General features: G+C 55.9%; 25 protein-coding genes and 1 pseudogene. 11 read left to right on the forward strand and 15 right to left on the reverse strand.

What is annotated here, in order from left to right; translation table 11 throughout:
* Nucleotides 1–92: 92 nt before the first annotated feature.
* Genes ACR0J7_RS10420 through ACR0J7_RS10430 form a run of 3 tightly spaced genes read left to right on the forward strand, consistent with a single transcriptional unit; the run spans nt 93 to nt 4,178 of the window.
* Entirely contained in the window at nt 93–1,007 is a 915-nt protein-coding gene (locus ACR0J7_RS10420) for a sugar phosphate isomerase/epimerase family protein (protein ID WP_480914146.1), read from the forward strand.
* Nucleotides 988–2,397 (forward strand): aldehyde dehydrogenase family protein, encoded by a 1,410-nt coding sequence (locus ACR0J7_RS10425; RefSeq protein ID WP_480588942.1) that lies wholly within the window; start codon nt 988–990, stop codon nt 2,395–2,397. Before ACR0J7_RS10420 ends, ACR0J7_RS10425 begins: the two co-directional genes overlap by 20 nt.
* On the forward strand, nt 2,397–4,178 hold the full coding sequence (locus tag ACR0J7_RS10430) for a thiamine pyrophosphate-binding protein (protein WP_480899766.1): 1,782 nt from the start codon (nt 2,397–2,399) through the stop codon (nt 4,176–4,178). The genes ACR0J7_RS10425 and ACR0J7_RS10430 overlap by 1 nt, the downstream gene beginning before the upstream one ends.
* A gap of 415 nt (nt 4,179–4,593) precedes the next feature.
* On the opposite strand, the gene ACR0J7_RS10435 is transcribed toward ACR0J7_RS10430, so the two are convergent.
* Nucleotides 4,594–5,973 (reverse strand): NCS1 family transporter, encoded by a 1,380-nt coding sequence (locus ACR0J7_RS10435; protein WP_480914149.1) that lies wholly within the window; start codon nt 5,971–5,973, stop codon nt 4,594–4,596.
* 19 nt (nt 5,974–5,992) lie between these two features.
* A complete protein-coding gene (locus tag ACR0J7_RS10440) occupies nt 5,993–6,691 on the reverse strand; it encodes an aspartate/glutamate racemase family protein (RefSeq protein ID WP_480914152.1) in 699 nt (232 codons plus the stop codon).
* 183 nt (nt 6,692–6,874) lie between these two features.
* Between ACR0J7_RS10440 and ACR0J7_RS10445 the strand changes: the two are divergent.
* Nucleotides 6,875–7,270, forward strand: a pseudogene (locus tag ACR0J7_RS10445) (IS6 family transposase); the annotation flags it as partial.
* Between the two features lie 35 nt (nt 7,271–7,305).
* Here ACR0J7_RS10445 and ACR0J7_RS10450 read toward each other — a convergent pair.
* The 3 genes from ACR0J7_RS10450 to ACR0J7_RS10460 form a co-directional block, all read right to left on the reverse strand.
* Nucleotides 7,306–9,333, reverse strand: a complete 2,028-nt coding sequence (locus tag ACR0J7_RS10450) for an oxidoreductase (protein ID WP_480914155.1) — start codon at nt 9,331–9,333, stop codon at nt 7,306–7,308.
* Nucleotides 9,334–9,599: 266 nt separating this feature from the next.
* Nucleotides 9,600–10,547: a DMT family transporter gene (locus ACR0J7_RS10455; RefSeq protein ID WP_480914256.1), complete on the reverse strand. Its 948-nt coding sequence runs from the start codon at nt 10,545–10,547 to the stop codon at nt 9,600–9,602.
* 163 nt (nt 10,548–10,710) lie between these two features.
* Nucleotides 10,711–11,661 carry a LysR family transcriptional regulator gene (locus tag ACR0J7_RS10460; RefSeq protein WP_480899760.1) on the reverse strand — a complete coding sequence of 317 codons (951 nt, stop codon included), beginning with the start codon at nt 11,659–11,661 and terminating at the stop codon, nt 10,711–10,713.
* Between the two features lie 90 nt (nt 11,662–11,751).
* Here ACR0J7_RS10460 and ACR0J7_RS10465 point away from each other — a divergent pair, with 90 nt between their 5' ends.
* Complete coding sequence (locus ACR0J7_RS10465) at nt 11,752–12,588, forward strand: TauD/TfdA dioxygenase family protein (RefSeq protein WP_480899758.1); 837 nt, start codon at nt 11,752–11,754, stop codon at nt 12,586–12,588.
* Nucleotides 12,589–12,607: 19 nt separating this feature from the next.
* Nucleotides 12,608–14,239: an arylsulfatase gene (locus ACR0J7_RS10470; protein WP_480773845.1), complete on the forward strand. Its 1,632-nt coding sequence runs from the start codon at nt 12,608–12,610 to the stop codon at nt 14,237–14,239.
* A gap of 9 nt (nt 14,240–14,248) precedes the next feature.
* Here ACR0J7_RS10470 and ACR0J7_RS10475 read toward each other — a convergent pair whose 3' ends face one another.
* Nucleotides 14,249–14,410, reverse strand: coding sequence for a hypothetical protein (locus tag ACR0J7_RS10475; RefSeq protein ID WP_480539185.1), 162 nt, complete (start codon nt 14,408–14,410; stop codon nt 14,249–14,251).
* Nucleotides 14,411–14,488: 78 nt separating this feature from the next.
* Here ACR0J7_RS10475 and ACR0J7_RS10480 point away from each other — a divergent pair, with 78 nt between their 5' ends.
* The 4 genes from ACR0J7_RS10480 to ACR0J7_RS10495 all read left to right on the forward strand — a co-directional run bounded on the left by ACR0J7_RS10480 (nt 14,489) and on the right by ACR0J7_RS10495 (nt 16,233).
* Nucleotides 14,489–14,821: a YegP family protein gene (locus tag ACR0J7_RS10480; protein ID WP_480539187.1), complete on the forward strand. Its 333-nt coding sequence runs from the start codon at nt 14,489–14,491 to the stop codon at nt 14,819–14,821.
* Nucleotides 14,822–14,873: 52 nt separating this feature from the next.
* On the forward strand, nt 14,874–15,110 hold the full coding sequence (locus tag ACR0J7_RS10485) for a hypothetical protein (protein ID WP_480773844.1): 237 nt from the start codon (nt 14,874–14,876) through the stop codon (nt 15,108–15,110).
* 215 nt (nt 15,111–15,325) lie between these two features.
* Entirely contained in the window at nt 15,326–15,967 is a 642-nt protein-coding gene (locus ACR0J7_RS10490) for a Crp/Fnr family transcriptional regulator (protein ID WP_480911363.1), read from the forward strand.
* A 65-nt stretch (nt 15,968–16,032) separates the two neighbouring features.
* The gene (locus tag ACR0J7_RS10495) at nt 16,033–16,233 is read left to right on the forward strand and encodes a YgaP family membrane protein (protein ID WP_480871235.1); all 201 of its coding nucleotides are present in this window, start codon (nt 16,033–16,035) and stop codon (nt 16,231–16,233) included.
* 68 nt (nt 16,234–16,301) lie between these two features.
* Here ACR0J7_RS10495 and ACR0J7_RS10500 read toward each other — a convergent pair whose 3' ends face one another.
* The 5 genes from ACR0J7_RS10500 to ACR0J7_RS10520 form a co-directional block, all read right to left on the reverse strand.
* Complete coding sequence (locus ACR0J7_RS10500; RefSeq protein ID WP_480914160.1) at nt 16,302–17,789, reverse strand: TIGR01777 family oxidoreductase; 1,488 nt, start codon at nt 17,787–17,789, stop codon at nt 16,302–16,304.
* Nucleotides 17,786–18,403: a DUF4166 domain-containing protein gene (locus tag ACR0J7_RS10505; RefSeq protein WP_480899750.1), complete on the reverse strand. Its 618-nt coding sequence runs from the start codon at nt 18,401–18,403 to the stop codon at nt 17,786–17,788. The genes ACR0J7_RS10500 and ACR0J7_RS10505 overlap by 4 nt, the downstream gene beginning before the upstream one ends.
* A gap of 100 nt (nt 18,404–18,503) precedes the next feature.
* The gene (locus tag ACR0J7_RS10510; protein WP_480914164.1) at nt 18,504–19,067 is read right to left on the reverse strand and encodes a GbsR/MarR family transcriptional regulator; all 564 of its coding nucleotides are present in this window, start codon (nt 19,065–19,067) and stop codon (nt 18,504–18,506) included.
* A gap of 235 nt (nt 19,068–19,302) precedes the next feature.
* Nucleotides 19,303–20,046: an FHA domain-containing protein gene (locus ACR0J7_RS10515; RefSeq protein WP_480483552.1), complete on the reverse strand. Its 744-nt coding sequence runs from the start codon at nt 20,044–20,046 to the stop codon at nt 19,303–19,305.
* Nucleotides 20,043–20,594 (reverse strand): hypothetical protein, encoded by a 552-nt coding sequence (locus ACR0J7_RS10520; RefSeq protein WP_480914166.1) that lies wholly within the window; start codon nt 20,592–20,594, stop codon nt 20,043–20,045. The genes ACR0J7_RS10515 and ACR0J7_RS10520 overlap by 4 nt, the downstream gene beginning before the upstream one ends.
* Before the next feature lie 14 nt (nt 20,595–20,608).
* Between ACR0J7_RS10520 and ACR0J7_RS10525 the strand changes: the two genes are divergently transcribed.
* On the forward strand, nt 20,609–21,016 hold the full coding sequence (locus ACR0J7_RS10525) for a hypothetical protein (RefSeq protein ID WP_480914169.1): 408 nt from the start codon (nt 20,609–20,611) through the stop codon (nt 21,014–21,016).
* 54 nt (nt 21,017–21,070) lie between these two features.
* Here the strand turns inward: ACR0J7_RS10525 and ACR0J7_RS10530 are convergent, their stop codons facing one another.
* From ACR0J7_RS10530 to ACR0J7_RS10545, 4 genes are all read right to left on the reverse strand, one after another.
* Nucleotides 21,071–21,817, reverse strand: coding sequence for an anti-sigma factor family protein (locus tag ACR0J7_RS10530; protein ID WP_480914172.1), 747 nt, complete (start codon nt 21,815–21,817; stop codon nt 21,071–21,073).
* Nucleotides 21,814–22,359 carry an RNA polymerase sigma factor gene (locus tag ACR0J7_RS10535; RefSeq protein WP_480899740.1) on the reverse strand — a complete coding sequence of 182 codons (546 nt, stop codon included), beginning with the start codon at nt 22,357–22,359 and terminating at the stop codon, nt 21,814–21,816. Before ACR0J7_RS10535 ends, ACR0J7_RS10530 begins: the two co-directional genes overlap by 4 nt.
* Nucleotides 22,360–22,365: 6 nt before the next feature.
* Entirely contained in the window at nt 22,366–22,758 is a 393-nt protein-coding gene (locus tag ACR0J7_RS10540) for a COG4315 family predicted lipoprotein (protein WP_480832995.1), read from the reverse strand.
* 407 nt (nt 22,759–23,165) lie between these two features.
* Nucleotides 23,166–23,804: a TetR family transcriptional regulator C-terminal domain-containing protein gene (locus ACR0J7_RS10545; RefSeq protein ID WP_480773836.1), complete on the reverse strand. Its 639-nt coding sequence runs from the start codon at nt 23,802–23,804 to the stop codon at nt 23,166–23,168.
* Nucleotides 23,805–23,843: the final 39 nt, after the last annotated feature.

Below are 23,843 nucleotides of genomic sequence, written 5' to 3' on the forward strand. Positions count from 1 at the left end.
GCAGCATTCAGAGTTGATATTTTAAAAAATATCAGATATTTTTTACTACGTGTGATGAATTTGAGATTCGCAGACACGTGGAGCTGTCGTTCATGGTGAAATCCGATGAGGCTGGCGCAAGCCCCTCTCTTTATTCCTTGGCGCATCTGACGCTGATCGGCTGCACGCCGCCCGAGTTGGTTTATATCGCCGCCCGGGCCGGTTACGATGCCGTCAGCCCGCGGTTCATTCCGATGCACGTGCCCGGTGAATTTACTCAGTCTCCAATCGACAAGGCGCAGGTGCAGGCCACCAAAACGGCTCTCTCTACCACCGGGGTGAAAGTCCTCGATGTCGAGCTTGCGCGCATCACGGAAGATGTCGATCCGCGCAGTTTTGAGCCCTCGTTGGAGATCGGAGGGGAACTCGGCGCCAAACGCATGATCATGAGCGCATGGACCAACGCCCGCGATGATCGTGACTTTCTGATCGACGTCTATTCCGAAACCTGCGAACTGGCAGCGCCCTACGGGTTAACGGTGGACTTGGAGTTTCCGAGCTTCTCCCGCTTGCGCACGCTGGATGAAGCACTGGACATTGTCCGCGCCTCTGATCAGCCCAACGGCGGTATTCTGGTTGATACGCTCTACCTGCACCTCAGCCGCGTAGATCTTGGTGAGCTGTTGCACGTTCCCTCGGACCTGTTTCACTTCCTGCATATCTCTGATTGCCTGCCCGGCATCGCCGATACGCGTGAGGGCATGATCCAACTGGCCCGCGATGCGCGGCTATATCCCGGTGAGGGATGGATCGATTTCATCGGCATCATCGAACGGATGCCACCCGTCGACTATTCCATCGAACTGCCCAACCAAAGCCGCGTGGCCGAGTTGGGATATGAAGAACACGCGCGTCGCTGTCTCAGCCACGCCAAGCGAACATTCGGCGAGGCGCGGTCACAGCGTCGTATGCACGATGCAGCAATTCCAAAACACCAAGAGGATCATCATGGGCAAGGAGCTCACTGAAAACGACCGCAACATGGCGGCCGATATGCTGGCACGCGCCCGCGCTGCCATGGCCGAGATCGAGGATTGGGATCAGGGCAGGTTGGACCGCCTGTCTCAGGCCATTGCGTGGTATGCGGGGAACGAGAAGACCTTCACGCGTCTAGCCCAGCAAGGCGTGGACGAAAGCGGTATCGGAGATCGCGAAGGGCGTCCTGCCAAGCGATTTAAGATTCACATGGTGTTGCGTGATGTCTTGCGGACACCATCGACCGGGATCGTCGAAGTAGACGAAGAAAAGGGTCTGGTAAAATATGCCAAGCCTGCCGGTGTGATCGCATCCCTGATTCCGATGACCAATCCAGCGATGACACCACCGGTGACCGGTGTTTCCGCCGCCAACGCCCGGAATGCTGTTATCTTCAGTCCGCATCCGCGAACCGCTCATACCACCTTCGAGATGGTCGAGGTCATGCGAGCGGCCTGCCGTGCCGCTGGTGCCCCCGAGGATCTGTTTCAATCCATTCGCAAACCGTCGATCCCATTGACGCAACATTTGATGGAGATCTGTGATCTGACGCTGGCAACGGGCGGCAAGCCCATGGTCAAAGCCGCGTACAGTTCAGGGCGCCCGGCCTTTGGCGTCGGCGCGGGCAATTCATCCATCGTCATCGATGAGACTGCCGACCTGGACATCGCCGCTCAGAACACACGAATTTCCAAGACGTCTGACTTTGGTTCGGGTTGTTCGGCCGACGGTAACATCATCATCCAGCGCTCGGTTTACGACGATATGGTCAAGGCGCTTGAGGCCGAAGGTGGATACCTGTGTTCGACCAAAGAGAAGGCCATGCTCGAAGCTGCCATGTGGGATGAGAAAGGAAACCGTACCTTCCCGACTATCGCCTGTCCGCCTCAGCAAACGGCCAAGGTCGCCGGTTTCTCGATCCCCGAAGATCGCAAGTTCCTGATGGTTGAAAATCAGGGGCAAATCGGGCCGCAGCACAAGTTCTCGAAGGAAAAACTGACCACGCTGATGGCACTTTATCACTTCGACACATTTGATGACGCGCTGGAAACGGTCAGCCAGATTTACAACACCGGAGGCAAGGGCCATTCCTGCGGCATCTATAGCCACAATGACGATCACATCGACCGGTTGGCGCGCCTGGCTCCGGTCAGCCGCATGATGGTTCGACAGCCTCAGTCCAAGGCCAATGCGGGTGCCTGGACCAATGGCATGCCTATGACCAGCAGCCTGGGTTGCGGCATCTGGGGAGGCAACATCACCAATGAAAACGTCACCATGAAACACATGATGAACTACACCTGGGTCAGCCGTCCCATCCCCGAGGATCGCCCCTCGGAGCCGGACCTGTTCGGTGAGTTCTACGGACAGGAGGTCGCGTGATGGACGGAGCGAAATTGGACGGCAAGACCGTTGCCGAACACATCGTCGACTTTCTCGAACGTCGCGAGGTCAAGCATGTATTCGGCCTGTGCGGCCATACGAATATCGCGGTTCTGGCCGCGTTGGCGGAAAGCCCCATCGATTTCGTCACCGTACGGCACGAACAAATCGCCAGCCACGCAGCGGACGCATATGCCCGCGTGACGGGCAAGGCCTCGGTGGTGCTGTCCCACCTCTCCCCGGGGCTGACCAATTGTGCAACCGGGGTCGCCAACGCCGCCCTGGACTGTATCCCGATGGTCGTGATCGCGGGCGACATTCCAACGCACTACTACGGCAAACATCCACATCAGGAAGTGAACCTGCACGCAGATGCTGCCCAGTGGGAGATCTATCGTCCCTTTGTCAAACGCGCCTGGCGGGTAGATCGGGCAGACCTGATGGCCGAGATTCTGGAAAAGGCGTTTCATCTCGCCGAAAGCGGCCAGCCCGGGCCAGTGCTGGTCAACGTGCCGATGGACATCTTCTCCGAGGTGATCCCCTCGGACAGTTTCGACCGTATTCTCGACAACACGCGCGCGCTCAAGAAACCGTCGATTGACGATGAAACAGCGCGAGAGATTGTCGAAGCGTTGGCTAAAGCCGAAAACCCTGTCGCTTATATCGGTGGTGGTATTCTTCTGGCACAGGCCAGCGAAGAGTTGCGAGAATTCGTTGAACATATGGGCCTTCCAGTCGCGCATTCCCTCATGGGTAAAGGCGCGTTGCGAGACGACCACCCGCTTGTGCTGGGAATGACCGGGTTTTGGGGCACCGAGCTGGTCAACCAGTCTTGCCTGAATGCGGATTACATCTTTGCGGTTGGAACCCGGTTCAAAGAGGCCGATTGCTCCAGCTGGTATCCCGGCTATACGTTCAATATTCCCGGCTCGAAGGTCATCCATATCGACATTGAACCGCAGGAGATTGGACGAAACTACCCCACCGAGATCGGAATCGTTGCTGACGCCAAGGCCGCTTTGCGCGTCGTCAACCGAGTTGCCCGCGAGATGTATCCTGAGGGCTTCAAACGCCCCGCGCTGGAACAGAAGATCACCGACTTTCGAACGGACTTCAAAGCGCGCAACGTGGACATGGCGACCTCGTCGTCCTTTCCGATGATGCCCGAACGTATTTTGGCAGATACCCGCAAGGCACTGCCCGAGGATGCCATTATCACTACGGACGTGGGATGGAACAAGAACGGCGTCGGACAACAATTTGATATCCTGGCACCCGGTTCAATCCTGACCCCGGGTGGATTCGCGACGATGGGCTTTGGCCCTCCGGGAGCGATCGGCGCAAAACTGGCAGCCCCTGACCGTGTGGTGATAAGTCTTGTTGGCGATGGGGGGTTCGGTCAGAACCCGTCGATGCTGGCAACCGCGGTCGAGCTTGATCTGGGCATCATCTGGCTGGTTATGAACAACAACGCCTTCGGCACTATCGCGGGCCTTCAAAAGGCGCATTACGGTCTGACATACGGGACCACGTTCCCTGGATCAGCCGCAGCTCCTGCGAACGGACCGGGTTATGCAGATATTGCAAGAGCTTATGGTGCAGAAGGGCACAGGCTCAGTGCTGCTGATGAATTGTTGCCCGCATTGGAAGCGGCAATCGCCAGCGGCAAACCAACCGTTCTTGATGTCCCAATGATCAACAACCCAACACCAACGACCGGACATTGGAACATCTTGGACATATACTCACCGGACAAAGAGGTATCTCACGTCGCGACTTGACGAAACTGGGCGCGTTCAGACGCGCCCAGTTTCTTGTGTCAATGTTCATCCGTGTTCGAGCAAATATCAACAGCTCCGTCGCGGCGCGGTCATCGTTGTTGTGTGTCTGAACTTTTTTGTTGGTTAGTTATTCTCAACGAAGCACGTGAGATAATGTCAAATTGCAATAACGCTGAAATATGTGCGTTCTTAGCGTCCAAGTTTTCTCTCTCGCAGCGAATGGCAGATTCGACGGGATGCGCCGCAGCATCACCAACAGGCGGCCACCGGCAGCTTAGGGCCGGGCGCGTCGTTTAGGCCAAGGCGCTTATTAGCTACCCGGGACGTGTCTGTTTTTTGACGGCGGCGAGCAGTAAATGCCTAAGAAAGAAGGCCCGCAATGACGCGAGCCTTCTTTTGGCGGATGGGTCATCGACTATGCGTCGAGAAACCTTTTCGCGCTCGGCAGGTGGTGCATCAGCACGTAGTAGGTCAGACCCGCCGGGATCAGACTTGCATACCAGGAGATCCCCGAAAAGATCAGGGCCGCGACAACTCCGACACCCATGGCGATCACGGCAGCCCAGTTCACGCCGTTATAGGGGCCTTCCAGATCATAGAGCTTGTCAAGATCAAGCGTCTGTTTGCGCAGCACGAAGTAATCGACGACAAGGATCGCGAAGATGGGACCTAGGAAAGCCGAGTAGGTCTGAATGAATATGCTCAGGCCTGCCGCGGACTCATCTTTTACAAGTTCCCACGGGAAAGTGCAGAAGGCGAGCAAGCCGACGATCACTGCAGAGGTTTTGAATTTGATCTTGAAGACATCCATCAGCGCATAAGCGGGAGGGACGACGTTGTTCAGGATGTTCGTTGTGACCTGAGCAAAAGCAATGAACAGGAGCGTTACGACCAGCAGCAGTTTGTTGTCGACAGCGCTCGAAAACACCTTGATTGGATCAACTTCACCGGTAGCACCGGACACCATCAGCCCAATGAGGCCCATGAAAAGTGTCGCCGGCAGGATCGAATTGGCATAGATCGCGACCTGCCTTAGCGGCCCAACGCTCCGGCGTAATTCGCGCGAATAGTCCGATACGTTCAGCATCATCGTACTGTAGATCCCAAGGAAGAGCATGGTTGCCCCCCAGAACGGTGCACCCCAGGTGCCCTCGACATTTACCAGATTGGTCGAGATTTCTTCGCCGTATTTGTTGATGACGCTAAAGAACATGTAGATCAGCGACGCGATGATGAAGATCGATCCGATATTCTCGAGCCACTTGATCCCGTGAAACCCAAGCACCGAAAGACCGATCTGAAGGAACTGGAAGCCGATAAAGAACGCCCACATGTTCGAATAACCGAGGAGCGTTTCCGACACGAGGTTGAGTGCCCCCGCGCCGATCCAACTCTGGAACCCGAACCAGACGATAGCGGGAACCGAACGCACCAGCGCCGGAATCCGTGTACCCGCAAAGCCGAAAGCGGACCGGGCCTGTACCATGAACGGAATGCCATATTTGTGACCGGCCTGACCGTTGATCATTAGCGCGAGCCCGATCACCGTGCAGCCGATGGCGATAGCGACAAAGGTCTGCAGGAGGTTCAGCGTACCGACCAAGCCCGACCCGATAGTAAATGTTCCGATGGAAACACATCCGCCAAGCCACGCGAAAAGATAGGACCACGGGTCCATGATCCGCGTCTCTTGCGGTGCCAGGCTCTCTTCCCCGATCGCCTTGTGTTCGATATGGGTTACGTGATCGTCGTGCGGCATAGCGACCGTGTCGGCCGTGTCTGATTTGAATGTCATTTTCTCCTCCGATGACAGGTTATTTTAGTTTTGGCCGGGCGTAGGCATTGATTTTGCTGGTCTTCAGGCCGCAACCGACCAGCGCTTCGATCATGCGGGTTGCCACGCTCACGCCATCGATCACCGGAATGCCGGTCTCTTCGCTGAGCCACGCGGTCAAATCCGCCATCCCCGCACATCCCAGAACAATTGCTTCGCAATGATCTTCCTCAATCGCGTGCAGGATTTCCTCGCGGATCTTTTCGCGCGCGTTCGAGCCGGGCTCTTCCAAGGCCAAAACAGGGATCTCTGCTGACCGAACCCGCCGGCATTGATGCGACAGGCCATAGCCATGGATCATGTGTTCGATGATGGGCACTGACCGCGGCAAAGTGGTGACGACCGAGAACGAGGTGGCAAGCATGCTCGCCGCCTTCACCGCAGCTTCGCAGATTCCGATGACAGGGCCCGTCGCGATCTCGCGGCAAGCGCCGATACCGGGATTTTCGAAACAAGCAACGACAATGCCATCGACCTGCTGGTCTTCTGCGGCTTGCACGCAGGACAGAAGGCCGGGAACTGACATCGCTTCGTCGAAATGCCCTTCGATACTCGCCGGTGCGCCTTGCGCGGTAGCGCCTTTGATCACGACACCGGCACTCGCGGCCGCCTGGGCGGACGTGATGATCTTGCGTGTCATCGATTCAGTAGAGTTGGGGTTTACAACTAGAATTTCCATGTGATCTCCCTTGACGATATAAATCGTTAACAAACGTTGTTAACGATTCCAACAAAAATGTTAACTTAGATTGTCAAGGCGTTACCGATGCCTAGATGGCGTCTGTTCCGACTGGGGGCAGAATGACAGGGGTGTTGTCAGGTTAACCCTAGATCGGTTGCTCGTGTCTGGATTTGGACATAGATCGCATTGGTGAATCCATCGTCCAACAGCTACAAGCGTCACCGATTTCCGCCTCAGATCATTGCCCACTCTGTGTGGCTGTATTTCCGCTTCAATTTGAGCCTTCGCGAAGTTGAAGAGATGCTGCTTGCGCGCGGGATCGGCGTTTCTTACGAGACTGTCCGGCGTTGCGTGATCAAGTTCGGACGGATGATGGCTCGAAACTTGCGACTAAGTCAGGACCGTCCTGGTGATGTCTGGCATCTCGATGAAGTTGTCGTGAAAATCGCTGGTCGCAGGTATTGGCTTTGGCGCGCGGTCGATCAGCATGGCATCGTGCTGGACGAAATACTCCAACCGAAGCGGGACAAACGGGCCGCAAAACGGTTGTTGCGCCGCCTGATAAAGCGTCTTGGCTTCCTCCATTGGTCAGCAAAGAAGTGAAATTTCTTTCAGACAGTTACACATATCCGCAATGCATCGAGAATTGCGGCGTGTATATTTCGGCTTGTAACTGCGTCGCCAATTCGGGCCAAATGGAAACGGCCGCTTAGATTGGTGTCAACGAATGGAAATGTCCCACCAATAAGCGCCTTGTGTTCAACCTGCCCGTGGTTCCGCGAGCTTGGTTTGAGATCGTGAAAAAGTCCGTCCATTGGGGACAGGCCATGTTCTACGACTACGTGATCAACAAGACGTTCAGTGACATCCCCCGTCAACACATGACGCAGGCTGGCGCGAACTCCATCATCTTCGCGCACCAGGGAGGTAAGCTCTTGCAGGCAGGTGAAGGTAACTCCATTGGCGGCCAGATCGCGTAAGGCGACGGCAGAGGTCGTTGGGCCAAGGTCATGCAGAAGTGCCCGGTCCGGGGTTACAAGATTTACACTGCAACCATTGCCCGCCAGCGCGTCGGCAGTTACAGCCGCAGGGTGGTCGCCGACTTCATCGAACAACAGCACCTCGCCCGAGACACGTGCCTCGCCCGACAACACGTCCCAACTGGAAATTGCCAGGTCGCCGCCGGGGATAACTGTGGTTTCGGGCCAGCCGCCTGTTGCAACGATCACCAAATCGGGGGCTTCGGATATCACGTCATCAGCTTCGGCATAGGTGTTCAAGCGGATATCGATCCCAAGCAAAGTCACTTCGGAAATCAACCAGTCAGCTACGCCCCAGACCTGTCTGCGCGTTTTCCCTTTAGAGGCCAGAACCAACTGCCCGCCCAGCCGATCCGATGCCTCGAACAGCACGACTTCGTGACCGCGCAGGGCGCAGACCCGTGCGGCCTCCAGTCCGCCGGGCCCGCCGCCGACGACAACAACTTTCTTTCGGGTGTCGCTGTAGGCGATGATATGAGGCAAGGTCTGCTCACGCCCCGTGGCGGCATTATGTCCGCAAACGGCAGGTTTGCCCTGATTGACCCGGTCCACGCAGTAGCCCAAGCCGACACAGGGGCGGATGCGTTCTTCTTCCCCTCGCGCGAGTTTTTCTACCAGATAGGGATCTGCCATCTGTGCGCGGGTCATGCCCACCAGATCGACATGGCCGCCGGAGACCGCGTGGCGGGCCGTGGCAATATCCGCAATCCCTCCCGCGTGCAGGATCGGTAAATCGACAGCGTCACGGATGCGCCCGGCTATAGAAACATGCGGCGCCGCTGGTAGGCCCATAGGGCGCACCCATTCGGCCAAGCCAAGATCATCGTAAGGCGCGCCGGCAAGGATGTTGAGCAGGTCGACATGGCCGGAATTCTCAAGCATCCTGGATGCGGCAATGCATTCTTCAGCGCTCAGCCCACCTTCATTCAGCTCATCGCCGGTGACGCGCATCGACAGGATGAAATCAGCGCAGACTTCGGCGCGCACGGCGTCGAGCACCTGCAAGGTCAGGCGCATGCGGTTCTCCAGCGTTCCACCATAGTCATCGTCGCGCTTGTTTGTCAGCGGGGACAGGAATTGCCCCAGAAGGTGTGAGTGGGACAGGAGCTCGATCCCGTCGAATCCTCCCTGCTGACAGCGACGCGCAGCGGCTGCGAAATCGTCAATCACGCGGTTGATGTCTTCTTGTTCCATGGCCTTGGGAAAGGAACGGTGTGCACGTTCGCGGATACTGGACGGAGCTATGACAGGCAGCCAATGGCCATCATCCCATGCAGTGCGGCGCCCCATATGAGTGATCTGACACATGATCGCGGCACCATGTTCGTGAACGCCATCCGTTAGTTTCCGAAACCATGGAATGACGCTGTCATCACCGGTATAAAGCTGGCCGAACACCGATGGGCTATCAGGGGCGATATTGGTCGACCCACCGACCATGGTCAGGGCAACCCCGCCCTTTGCCTTTTCCTCGTGATACAACCTGTAGCGGTCCCGGGGATGGCCATCTTCAACAAAATTCGGCGCATGGGACGTGCTGACGATGCGGTTGCGCAAAGTCAGGTGTTTCAATTGAAACGAATCGAGTAGGTGCGCCACTTTCGTGCCCCTTCGGCCAAATCTGCTGTTTGAAAACTGTCCAGGGTCGGCTCCGCTGGTCAGTTTCAACACCTGATGAGTTTGGTTGTCGAAAGCACTTTACTTGGGAAGCTATGCGTAAGAATTCACTGCTTCCGACATTGCTGTATGAAAAGGCGACCCGACCAGGAAATCCAATGGTGGAACACCCTTTGAGCACAGAAGGGAACCTGGCAGGGGCCGCTCGATCCATCAAGGTCTGCACAAGGTTGCAATCACGTGCAATCTTAGATTGGAGGTGCTGCGCGCGCTGTGATCAACTGTCTGGCAGTAACTCTTTCGCGATGTATCATGTACAGACCTGCACCGATGATGATGGCAATGCCAAGCAGGCTAAGCCTGTTCGGAAAGTCATTGAAGACAAGGTAGCCAAACAAGGTTGCTACCGGCAGCTCAAAATACTGCAAAGGAGCCAATGTGGCAGACGGGGCAAATGACAGCGCATAAGTCATCATCATGTGGCTTACCGTCGCAAAAAAACCGGTCCCAAGAAGCCACAACAGTGCAATGTCTTTCGGCCAAACGGGATCGAAAAGTTCGGAACCAGAACCTTGCGCAACCAATAAGATTGGAATGCAAAACAGACTGGCAACCAGGCCAGTGTGAAATTGCAGAGCCACCGGGTGCATCCGTCGCGACAAGCCCCGCGTCACAAGAATGTAGAAAGCGAAAGCAACAGCCGTACCGAGAGGAATAATTGCCACTGCGCCGAAAGCCGCGAAGCTGGGTTGGATGACGAACAATACCCCGACAAACCCCACAAGAGCTGCCCCGACGCGACGAGGACCGACATCTTCACCAAGGTAAAACTTGCCGACCAGCAAGACAATGAACGGTGCCACAAACACGATGGCAAGGGCATCAGCAAGCGGCATCACTCGGATAGCCGTAATGAAACAAAAAGTCGCGAACAGCAAAAGTATTGAGCGGAATACAAGTACCATCAATTCACCGCTCGCGACACGCAATGACAGTCCCATTTTCCAGACAAACGGTCCCATCAACGCAACTTGCAATACAAAGCGAGCGGCCGTTATCTGCCCAACCGGCACACTGGCCGATGCGAGCTTGGCAGCTACATCGAGCAAGGGAGCAGTCAGGCAAAATCCAAGCATCAGTGCAACGCCCGCAAGGGTGCGATCCGTGGATTGAGGTGTAGAATCAGCTGAGGTCATCTCATCATGAAGAACTGTCGCCAAATGCGTGTCTGTTCTCAATGCGACGCCAGGCAAAAGTCCCGATATTCCCGAGCTCGGGCAGAGTAGGAGTTTGCTCATGCAGCGAACCGCAGGTTCCATGACCCGCACGGCAGCATCAACTGCCTTGTTTCAGGATTCGCTAACGAGATGTACTGGCTTTTTCATTCAACGGTTTACCTGCAAGGCTAGGCACAGAGATCGGCGACCTGCAAATCTCTAGAAACCGGTCAATCAACGCTGTCTGCACTGTTTGGCGAGAGCGGGCAATCACCACCCTGTAGTGTCCGATGCTTTCCTCGAGCGGTCGCGCAACGATGGGGTCGCCTTCAATCGTGCGATCCTGCTTGGGCGGGAAGCCTGCCAGGGTGAAGCCGAACCCCTTGCCGACGTAGGCCTGAACAAGCTCGCGTGATTGGGATTGGAATGGCACTTCGGGGTGAACGCCTGCGGCCTGCAGCAGTTGAAGATAGCTAGGGCCGGGCCCGGCTGGTGATACAGCGATATAGGGCAGTCCGATCAGGTCGGACAGGCTGATCCGGGCTTTTGCTGCCAAAGGGTGTTCGCCTGACAGCAGAACCAGGGGCGGCAGCTCCAGCAGCACTTCTGCCTCATGCCGCTTGAGATCGAACCCCTGGTCAAAGACCACCAGCGCATCCACTTCGCCACTGTCCAGTGCGTCCACCAAGGTCGGATAATCCGCTTCCTTCACCTCGACACGAACGTCTGGGTAGCTTTCGCGGAAGGCAAGCACCGCAGGCAGGACGATCCGCTGTGCCAGTGCGTGATGAGTGCCGATGTGGATCCTGCCAGTGCGTCCTGACGCCAGGTTCTCGGCCTGCCTGTCCAGCGCCGCGGCCTGCGCCAGCAGCGCCTCAGCCTGGGCAAAAAATTCCTTTCCCGCAGGCGTCAGCCGCATGCCTTGCGCCGGAAAGCGGTCGAACAGGGTCACGCCGGTGGTCGCCTCCAGTTTGTCCACCGCTGAGGCAATCGCGGCGGGAGAAACATTCAATTGCCGGGCAGCCTGGGCAATACCGCCCCGCCGGGCGGTTTCTGACAGGTAGGCGAGTTGGCGAAGGGTGAAATTAATCATCTAAAAAACTGACTTTTGAGGTGTATTAAATCAGTTTTATCGACCTTTTGGCAAGCCCTATGCTGCTTTTGGGACAAACAGGAGACTCACATGGAGATTCTTCCACTGACGGGGGGGCTCGGTGCCGAAATTCTGGGTGCGGATGTCCGCAGCGATGCAGATTTTGGCGCCATTCAGCTTGCTTTTGCCAAATACTCGGTGATTGTGCTGAGGGGGCAGGATGTGGGCCCGGAAGATCACCTGGCCTTTGCCCGCCGTTTCGGGCCGGTCAACGTGAACCGGTTCTTCAAGCCGGTCAAAGGGCACCCCGAGATCGCCATGGTGCTGAAAGAGAAGGACCAGAAAGAAGCCGTTGGAGAAGGTTGGCATACCGATCATTCTTATGATCAGGAACCGGCGATGGGCTCGATTTTGCATGCGATCGAAATGCCGCCTTACGGCGGCGATACGCTGTTTGTCTCTATGGGGGCCGCCTACGAGGCGCTCTCGGCCCCGATGCGCCGGTTTCTCGGCGAGCTGACGGCCGTGCATTCCTCGCGGCATGTATTCGGCGCTGCCGTAATGGATAGCGAGGCAGTAAAGTCAGGACGTCTGGGCAATGCAGAGGCCGCAACCCAGGACGCCCGGCATCCGGTTGTTATCACGCATCCCCTGAGCCGACGGCGTGGCCTTTTTGTGAACCCGGTCTTCACCACCCGTATCGAGGGTTTGGCCCCGGCTGAGTCCGAGGCGCTTCTGGCCATGCTCTATGCCCATTGCCAGCAACCCGAATTTCAATGCCGTGTGCGCTGGCAGGCCGGTGACATCACCATGTGGGACAACCGCGCCACCTGGCATAAGGCGATCAATGATTATCACGGCTTCCGCCGCCTGATGCATCGTGTCACCGTGGAGGGCGTGCCCCTCGCGCCCGCTGCTGCGGCCTGACCTTAGCGAAAGTATCGCAATGACCCACCTCAACTCACAGGCAGCAACCAGCCGGCCCAATGTCATCCTGATCCTTGCGGACGACATGGGATTTGCCGATCTCGGCTGCACCGGTTCTGAAATCCAGACCCCCAACATCGACGCCCTTGCGCGGGGCGGTGTTATGCTGTCGGCGATGTACAACTGCGCCCGCTGCTGCCCCACCCGTGCTTCGCTTCTGACCGGGCTTTATCCGCATAATGCAGGCGTTGGCCACATGGGCGCCAATCTGGGCAGCCCTGCCTATCAGGGCTTCCTGCGCAATGACAGTGCCACGATTGCCGAGCATCTGCGCGCTAGCGGTTATGCCGCGCTGATGTCGGGGAAGTGGCATGTGGCGGGTGATTTTGAAGCCCGTAAGGTGGACAGTTGGCGGGTTGGCGACGTCGAACACCCAACCCCGCGCCAACGCGGCTTTGACCGGTTTTACGGGATCATGGATGGGGCCACACATTTCTTTTCGCCGCATTACATGCTGGAGGATGACAGTCGGGTCGAAACCTTCCCCGATGACTTCTACTTCACCGACGCCATCACCCAAAAGGCTATTGGTATGATCGAAGGCGCTGTGGCGGAAGAAAAACCCTTCTTCCTTTACCTAGCCCACACAGCGCCGCACTGGCCGTTGCACGCCCACCCCGAGGACATCGCAAAATACGATGGGGTCTATTCAAAAGGCTGGGACCATATTCGCACCGCGCGCCATGAAACCATGAACGGTCAGGGTGTGTTCCAGCGCGGCTGGGACATCTCGCCCCGCGACAGCACTGTACATGGTTGGGAGCAGGAACAGAACCGGGACTGGGAGGCCAGCAAGATGGCCACCTACGCGGCGATGGTGGACCGAATGGATCAGTCGATCGGCACGCTGGTTGCGGCCCTGAAACGGCTCGGTCAGTTCGACAACACGCTGATCCTGTTCCTGTCAGACAACGGCGGCTGCGCCGAGTTCATGGCCGAGGACGGCTGGGCCAAGTTCTATCCCGACCGCACCCATGACGGCAGGCAGATCACCATGGGCAATGTGACGGATCTGCGCCCCGGCGATGCCCAAACCTTCCAGAGCTATGACAAACCGTGGGCCAATGTCTCCAATGCGCCGTTCCGGCTTTACAAGCATTATGTCCACGAGGGCGGTATCTCCACGCCACTGGTGGCCCATTGGCCAAATGGGTTCGAACCGCGCGGCACAGCTCATGCAGCTTGCCATGTGGTCGATATTCTGCCGACCATCCTGGAAGCCACCGGAGGCGCCTATCAGACAGAGGTGGGCGGTCATGATATCCAACCGTTGCAAGGGGAATCTCTGCTAGGTCTAATGAAGGGCAAGGACTGGCAGCGCGAGCAGCCGATCTTCTGGGAGCACGAGGGCAATGCCGCCATCCGGTTGGGCCAGTTCAAGCTGGTTCGACTGCATGACCGCCCCTGGGAGCTTTACGATATCGAGGCCGACCGTACCGAGTTGACCGACCTAGCGGGCCGCAACGCCGCCCTTGAGAAAGACATGATCCATCAATACCAGGCTTGGGCGGAAACCGTCGGCGTGATGGACTGGAACGTAGCGTTGCCGAAACTGCTGGCGGCATGGGGGATGGAGAACGCGGATGGCTGAAGCTGATCGCTAGGTGGCTGCTGAGGTCCCTTGGTAAAGGACGGGTTTGCTCGCATCCTGCCAGTTCTGGCGAGGTGTAACGAATGGAACCGAAGCCAGCATCAGATCATCCATTTCGATCTTACCTGTGACTTTGGGGGTATCTTGCTCTGGGTAGATTGCTCGCCTCATCTTTTTTCTTGAGACGAATGTTTAATTATAGGAATGTATTTGAAAAAATCGAAAGTAGAACAGAGGAGTAGGCGTCAAATGGCCGGGAAGTTCGAGATATATAAAGACAAGGCTGGTGAATTTCGATTTCGTCTGAAAGCAGGGAATGGTGAAATCATTCTGGCCAGTGAAGGATATGTTCAAAAGGCGAGTGCCACGAACGGGATCGAGTCAGTCAAGAAGAACGCGCCGGATGACAGCCGGTACGAGCGCAAGGAAACCAAGTCCGGCGGTCATATGTTCAACTTGAAGGCCAGCAACGGTCAGGTGATCGGCACCAGCGAGAGCTATACCAGCACTTCAGGGCGGGATAACGGGATCGATTCCGTCAAACGGAACGCACCTGACGCACGTGTCGACGATTTGACGTGACCTGACACGGTAACTTTTTACCACTTCCATTTGTGTAAACTGCGAAGGCGAGATGCATGGACGCATCTCGCACAAAGGCTTGAACAACCAAGCCGAAAGCACTCATCAATCAACCCGTAGGCGCGAACGCATCGTGAAGCGCTTCGTTTCGATTCTGTTTCAAATCCGTGCCTACCGAATAAAACGGCGTTTTAGCGACAGAGGATCCAGACCCATGCTGGCAATCAAATCCGTTGCTTCAACCGCATTTGCCCTGACGACCATTAAACAGAAAAACATGATCCGCTAAGGGCAGACCTCCCCTGGACTCCGTCCATTTCAGCACTTTGCCCAACTGGCAGGCCAATAGAGTCGCCATCTCCACTGATGCCGCCTCTATTAAGACCGTAGTAGAATTGTCAACTTTGGTTCCGCGCGGGTGGGTTTGTCACAGGCAAATTGGGTTTGCTCGCGAGGTCCCCAAGGCTAAAAATCCGGGAGTGAGTGTGAGACGGAGGTAAAGCGGTGACCCAACAGAACTGGAGCCAGGCCATTCTCGACCGGCTCAAGTCCGCAGGAAGTAATCTGACTATACCAGACGGATCCCAACTGTTTGCACCGGGCGCTTACGGTGAGATGTTTTTGATCGTCCGTTCGGGCATCGTCCGGGTGGAACAAACCAGCCCGTCGGGACGCACCGTTGTTCTTTATCGGGTTGGCCCGTACGACAGTTGCGTTATGACGACCTCGTGCATGTTGTCGGACATCCCCTATTCAGGGTTCGGTTATGCCGAGGGGCCGGTGACGGCGCTGGCCATCGGGCGGGACAAGTTCAACACGTTGCTGGCTACAGATGCCGAGTTTCGGGGCGCGGTCTTCATGGCGTTTTCACAACGCATTGTTGAGCTGTCCGAGGTTATCGATGATCTTCTACTTAACCGGATGGACCTGAAATTGGCGCAGTGGCTTTTGGATCAGGGCGCACCTTCGAGCGATATCCGCATCACGCACCAGCGCATTGCGGCCGAACTGGGCAGCGCACGCGAAGTCATGTCCCGTATTCTCAAGGATTTTGAACATCGCGGGTGGGTCAGGCTTGAGCGAGGTGTGATTTATCTGCAGGACCGCCCAGCCCTGCACCACCATGCAAGAACGGGGGTTGTGTGACCTCGTCACATAACACGACTTGGAAAACAGTGAATCTTGGGCCAGACAATCAAGGAGATTCGACCATGCAATTCACGTCAAATGTTGGTTCTGTCGACCGGATTCTGCGCCTGATCCTCGGTGGTGTGCTGCTCCTTCTGGCACTGACCGGTACTATCGGCCCCTGGGGTTGGCTTGGGGCTGTGTTTGTGGTGACAGCATTCATGAAGTTCTGTCCGATCTATGCGCTTCTGGGTCTGTGCACCAACAAGCAAGCCAAGCCGTAACACGACCAACCCTTGCCTCGTGCAACACCGGGATTTTCTGGATCCCGGCGTTGCGCAGCGGGCGCGGGTCAGGCGCGGCGTTTCTCAGAGCTGACGCTGTTTGAGGCGGCCCGAGCGCCCGTGATCCTGGCAAGGGCGGGGGCCAGCTCGGGGCTATTGAAACGGAACCCGCTGCGTAGCAGTTTTGCCGGAATGACACGCTGGCCACCCAGTATCGTTTCACGTCCCATATCCCCTGCGACGTTTGTGATCAGCCAAGCAGGCAGACGTATCAGGGCAGGGCGGTTCAATGCGCTTGCCAAAGCCTGTGTGAACTCTGCGTTGCGCACCGGGTTTGGAGCAGTGGCGTTGAGCGGGCCGTTGATATCCGAATCCGACATGGCGAATGCGATGACGCGGATCAGATCATCCCGTTCGATCCAGGGCATCCACTGTTGTCCATTTCCCAGCTGACAACCGGCACCAAACTCGAAAGGTGTCAGCATTCGGGCCAGCATGCCGCCTTCAACCCCCAGCACCAGACCGATACGCAGTTGCACAACCCGGACGCCCATATCCACGACTGGCGCAGCGGCGCGCTCCCATGTGTCGCACACCTCATGGATGAAGGCGGGGCAGTGCGTGTCGTCTTCGGTGAGGGTCTCGTCTTGCCGCAGCCCATACCAGCCCACGGCGGAGCCGGTGATCAGACAAGATGGTTTTTGATCCAGCCTGCGGATCAGTGCGACCAAATCTTTCGTCATCTTGAGCCGAGACTGCAGGATGCGCGCGCGTTTCCGAGGCGTCCAATGCGCGTTTGCTACCGGCTCACCCGCCAGATTGACGATGGCGTCAAAACGCTCTGTGTTGTCAATTTGCTCGAGTGAGGTGATCAGGCGTACCGGATGGGTCAAAGCGTCGACCTTTTGCAGATTGCGGGTCAGGACGGTGACGTGGTGGCCGCCAGCAACCAGGGCTTCGACCAGGCGTTGTCCGATGAAACCGGTGCCACCCGTGATCAGCAGATGTTGTCGGGGCGCGAGTTGCGCGACCAGAGAGGTCGCGTTGACAGCATTCAACCGCGTGCTGCGTGCGGCCGCCACCAAATCGCGCGCGCTGAACAGCGCCACACCAATCGCGGCAAGGGTCGCCATGATGCTCCAACCGCCGTGATGGACGGGTACCATCTCTGACGGCAGGGCAGACCAGGTCCAAAGGTATGGGGCAGCCAGCGCGAGGATCGCACCATAATTCAGCGCCAGCAAAGTGTGATTGACCCGTTCTGTGGCGGGGAGACGGCGGGTCAGGTCCTCTTCAACGAAATCCCAAAGGGTAATCAGGACCTCAAGGCCCAGGATTATGGTCAGAGCAATGGTAAACGTGCCGTGGGGTTCGAACCATCCAAGGCACAGGAAGATGACGGCGTAGAACGCGTTCCTGACCCCATGCAGGCGCAGTTCGGTCTGTTGCGAAGGGCGCCAGGCCAGCCGCTCGGTGCCTTCATGGTGCACCAGCGTGTCGAATGCACCCATCGAGATCTGAAGGGCAATCAATGTCCAAAGCAGCGGGTCAGTCATGTCGGATCCTTTCTGTCGTAAAAAATGGCGTCCTGGTGGATCAACTCTCCGAACAGGCGGCTATGAAGGCTTAGGGAAAACAGAAACCGCGCGTCGCCAAGATCGGTGTGAGTGATGGTCAGAACGCCAGGGCGAATCCAGCGCGGGAGGCGCAGTTTCCTATCACCCAATTGAACGAAGTAATGATCGCTGAGAAAGCGGAGACCGGTGCGGTCTGCTTGAACGCGTAATGCGATACCGATACCGGCGCCGATGTATTCTTCGATCCCGGTCGGTCCAGAGAACCGTTTTGAGCTGTGGATAACTTGAGGAAACCCTCCGTCGCGCCCATACTGGCGGATCCAGAACTGTCCGTTAACGGAACTATCCTCGGTCACGGTGACAATCGCGGGCTGATCCACGCTGGATGTATCAAAGGGTAGGGGGCCGCCGATCAGACGGGCCAGATGCGCCAGCAATTGCCCGGCCAGCGTCAGCCGCATTGCTACAACTTTGCCCTGATAGACCACGCTGGCGCCGTTCGCTAGGCAATGACCAAACCGCGCCCGGACCTGATGGGGCAGGGCGGCCCAAGCTGCTGGGCCAACCAAGTTGCGAAACCTTTGATCGGACATGTCCATAACATGCGGAGAGAAATTGCTCAGTTTCATATCACACCATATGCTGTAGTTGCTGTTATTTCTGTATGAAGAGAAATATTTTCTCAAAATTTTTTTACGACTTGCCTTTCTTGCTCCCGATCTTGAGAAGCGTGAAGATCTTGTCGCCCATCTTCATAAGAGCCGAAAGCTTGGACTTGGGGACCGACAGCATTTGCTCGGACCATTGGTCGGCCGTAGTCAGGAACTGTTGCATATTTTGCATTCTCTCCAATACGACAGGGGACAGATCAGCCTCGTCCGAGGCTTGTTGCACGCAGATGTCCAACGCCCGCATCGCGGGGTCGATCTCGCGCTCTTTGCGGCCTTTTGCAATCAGAAGGGCCATGTTCCAGACATCGGTTTCGGCTGCGAAGTGCTCGCGACGATCACCGGGGACGGGCACGCGGTGGATCAAACGCCATCCGGCCAGCTCTTTCAGCGAGTTTGAAACATTTGACCGGGCGATGCCAAGTTCGTTTGCGATTTCTTCGGCATTCATGGGCGAAGTGCTGAGGTACAAAAGCGCATGTATCTGCGCTACGGATCGGTTCACGCCCCACTGGCTGCCCATATCACCCCAATAGAGGATGAATTGTGAACGGGCCGAGGATTCGGATAAGTCATTTGTTTCTGTCATGACAGAAATATGAGATATCGGTAGTCAAATGTCAAACAAATTTACCATGACGTCAGGGTGATCCGCCCGAAACCTGTACCGAGGTCTTGTCGCAACCGGATCGCAATTGATGACCGTGGAATCCTGAGTGATTAACCAATTCCAAAATCAAATTTAGGGAATTAACCAGCCGAAATACCTGCCGTGCATTTGTAGCTAACAAACTATGCTAAAACCCGCGGTACGTTGGAACTGGTCACCTGACCGTGGCAATCTGGACATTTCCTACACGGAACCGACCATCCGCGGCCAACGGTACCCATTTTTCAGGACCGACACGCCGTCCACCTGTCCAGGTTCCGTTCGTTGAGCCCATATCACGAATAAAAAGATCGCCCGTTTTTTCTACGCGTAAAACACAATGCTGACCCGAAGTTCTTTCGCTGCGAGAAAGCGCAAGATCAGCCCAGTTCTTGTCACGCCCGATTTTGATCTGATGTGTGTTAGACAAGCCTTTAACATTCCGAAATTCGACAAACTTGCCGCGATCCGGGCCGTTCAGAACAACCAGTTGCCAAAAGGCCAAGGCGCGGGGAGCCATCGGGCTGTACCATGTCACATCGGCGGCCCTGTCATACCGGGATGCGACGTTCGGATTTGCTCCGGTTAAGCCAAACGACATGATCTTCTTCAACGCGCGGGTAGAACGCCGCATATGAGATACCGGATTGCCGCGTTTGTCGCGCATATTCAGACGTAAGGCATATCGTCCCAGGCTGTGCCCACCAAGAAAACCTTCGCAGATCAACCAGTAGCTAAGAACCAGGATCAGATAAAGCCCTACCGGTAAGGCCAGACCGGTATTTCCCAACCGTAGTTCCTGACGCAACACAGGTTCCAAAGTGACCAATACAAAACCCAGAAACATAAAATCTAGGACAGCGGCGGCGCTCAGCAGGCGCGCGGCGTTTTTTGAATCCAGAGGTCCACTGAGCTTCATGTCCGCGCCCCCAACAAAGTAAGCACCATAAAAAGGGCCGCGCCGATCGAGAATAGGAACAGCGCGTCGCACCTGACCCGCAGTGCTCGCCTCCCACCTGCACCGGCGCTTTGAAAATGGAATCCAGCGACCCACAGGGCAAGACCCGTTCCTGCGACAGTGAATAACAGGATTTCCGGCAAGACCTGTTGGTGGGGCGCAATAGAAAGCCAGTCAGCGGCCCCCACCATAAGGCCGCCCCACAAAAGCGCGACGACATAAGCTGCAAAGCCAAGAGACTCATTTCTTTGCTGACTTAGCTTTCCGACAAGTGCACCCAATCCCCATCCCAATGCCGCAGCGACTAAAACTAATAATGTCAGGCGGACAGGTAAAGACAGTGAAGAAACCTGAACATTGAACACAATACTGGACGTATTGTTCGTCAAATTGGAAGTAATACCGAGAAACGCAAGAAATGCGCCAACTCCGGCACCGAGGTGCCCAAGGAAGGTAAAAATATCATTTGCGAGTGAGAGTTTATCTCTGATATCAAAGGGTAATTTCATTGAAAATCTCGAAGGTGGATCTGAGTAACCTGGAAGAAGCATTGCGGATCATTGTCGACCAGGCCGAGCGGAACGTCGTAAACCCTGATCAGTTCTTTGCACAGGTTCTTGGAGTTGCCGCAGACATGAGCCGCAGACCTGATAAGGTATCACGCCAGTCAGACCCCAGCCTTGCCGAAGCTGTAGCGTTGGACGAATACCTGTCTGACTTGCCCTATAAGTCTCAGATCATGACTATCACTGAAGATGATTGGGTGCGCCTTCCGATTTCAGAGCAGCAAACCATCGTCAACGGGCTATATGACAAGATCGAACGGTACCGGCGGTACAACGAGTCGACCGATCAATGGGTTGATTACCTCGGGGCCGGGCCGCAGGCAGGAAACTTGCTGTACCCGATGTTGCTGGATGATCTGCCATAACTCTAAAGGATTGTCGCCAAATTTCTGTGCGAATGAAGCCCGTCAAGGCGGTTACTAGATCATTTGACCATGCGCCAAGCGGGCGATGTGTTCCATCGGGTCACGTTTCTGGTCCCCGACCAACGTATACTGCCAGGGTCCGTCCTGCCAGAAGACGACGAGATATCCGTCCTCTTGTCGAAACCGAAACGATTGAGTTTGAATTGTGTCGCCGTGCGTGGCCATCAAACTCAACCGATCACCCTCTGCATTCTCATACATAAATAAAGCTGAGGCATGGTCGCCTGCGGGCAGAAGGCGTCCTCCAATCAGGGTAAACCCGGTTTCCCCAAGTTGTGGCGCGATAATGGCAGAGCCCAATCGATTGGAGAGCCAGGTTTGCAAGTGATCTTTTTCCGTAGCGGCGACCTCCACAGGGTGAAGAACTTCAACGGCGAACAAAGAATGCGCCGCTTTTGCGTGTTGCGAAAACAATGCCAGATCGTCGGTTGCTCGGCTCTCCCAAGGTTGCAAATAAGACCCCAAACCAAAACCAACGGCAAAAACCGCGACCGAAGCAACCAGCCTCAAAGAGACTGGCGAGGGCGGCTTGGCCTGTTTCCGCAGACTTCGAAGATGTGCCGCAGAAGGAACAGGGACCGCCTTGTTTATCAGGTCTGATTGACGCCGTAATGCACGGATGCGCGCTGCATCGTCCGGGTGATGTTCAAGGTGACGGTCAAGGCGTTCGCTTTCTTCCGATGTCAATTCACCGTCTATGCTACGCTGAACCAGGTCTTCGATGGATGGGATGTGCGTCATTTCACGCTCCTGATCTTCACGGCGGCTGAAGCGTCCATTTCAGATTTGATTTTAGTGCGGGCGCGCGAGATCCGCGACATCAGCGTACCCTTTGGAATGGACAAAGTTGTGGCCGCTTCGTCATAGCTTAATCCACCAATGACAACAGAAAGAAGGGCTTCTCGCTGATCTTGAGGAACAGAATCCAGCGCCTTCCAGACAGCCTTGATTTCCAACCATTCTTCGACTGTGCTTGTCGTTGCTGCCAGCGTCGAAATGTTGTCTAGATCGACAGTGTTAAATCTGGCCTCTCGACGCCACCTGTCCCGGTAGAGGTTCAACAATATTTTAGTGAGCCATGGTTTCAACGGCCGCCCCGGAAGCCAAAGCAATCGTTTGCGCAGGGCGCGTTCAACACAATCCTGCACCAGATCATCCGCCGCATCCCGATCACGGGTCAGCGACCAGGCATAACGCCAAAGATCGGGGAGGCAGTTTTCAAGCTGGTTTTCAAATGACTGAAGCATGTACGTAAGCCGGGGGAGGAAACCTTCCCCCGGCACCAAGGTTCAGGGGCGTGCGATATGCCAAACACCTTTTACACCGTCCCCTGTCATGTCCCCAGGGTTTTCGTCTTTGAACCATAGATAAAGCGGCTTTCCTTTGTAGGCGATCTGAACGCTGCCATCTTTGCGTTCGATCAGGCTGTAGCCTTTTTTCAGTTCCATGTTGGCATCACCCATCAGCGGCGGCCATTTGGTGGCACAGTCATCATAGCAATTCGAAACGCCTGTTTCGTCCTTGTCAAAGGTATAGAGAGTCATCTTGTGCGCATCCATCAGGAAGGTTTCTCCGTTGAGCTTGCCAGTTACGGCTGGCGCACCGGTGTGACCATCCGCAAATGAACCGGTTGCAGTCGCAACCAGCGCGACACCAGAAAAAGTAAGGGACTTTAGGGACATTGGATTCTCCGACTGTTTCAGGTCTGCCGGATGACAGACAATACAATTACGAAGGCGATTGGAAAAAATTCCCCAAAGTGAAACATTTTTTCGGCGGCGTGTGGGCATTGTTTTGATGGTAAAGCCAGAGTCCACGCCTATGGGAAAGGTCACGCATATCCAGTTTGGGTACGAAGAACCTGTATCTGTTCGACAAGTGGGACAAGCGCGTTAGGGCCCGTGGGGCAGGGTGCTTCGTCACCTGTCAGTATCTGAAGTAAGGACATTTAAGTGTTGGCACGGCTATCGCGAATCTTGCAAAACGAAAGCACAGGCGAGCTGATTGCATGCGCCCGGAACAATTATCTCTCAGAAACTTCTGTCTCCGAGCTATCCAATTTGAATTGGAACGCCGCCTAGACTTAGACCTAGAATTTTCCGGGGAAAAGTCCGCATAAAAACCTTCGAACAAGGTTGACAGAGCGGCGGCGTGAAAATCCCTGCATATCGGTTAGGTAGTTCACCCACATCCCCTCCAGCAAGGCCAGCGTTCCGCTGGTTGCGTCATCTACCAGGTTCGGGTCGCCCCTGTTTTCCGAGGCTATCTCTGTGAACGCGGACCGCAAGGTTTCGACAAGTTTGTCATCCTGAGTGCTGCTGTAACGGGCGATACCTGGATGAGAGCTTGCGATACCCCGAAACGCATGCCAGATTTTAGTACTGCGGGGATTGAGCAGTGCTTCTGACAGGTCGGCCTCAATCACTGCCATAACACGGTCTTCGGGTCTTGCGCTCGCGCCCAGATCTGTCCGTCTGTCCATCTCGGCATAATACTCGGTGCTGAAATGCTGGGCGGCTGCGGTCAGTAAATTGTCCTTACCCCCGAAATGCAAATGGATCATTCCGCGTGACAGACCGGAGCGCTCGCAGATTCGGCTGACCGAGGTATCGGTAACCCCAATATCGGCAATCGTGTCCAGAGTCGCGTCGATCAGTAGCTGTTTATTGGCTTCCGGATCCCGCTTTGAACCGCGTTTTTGTTCCTTGACACTTTGCGCTTTATTCAATGTTACCAACCGTTTGTGAATGTCTCATAGAGGTAGCTC

The organism is Ruegeria sp. O4, assembly GCF_056535125.1.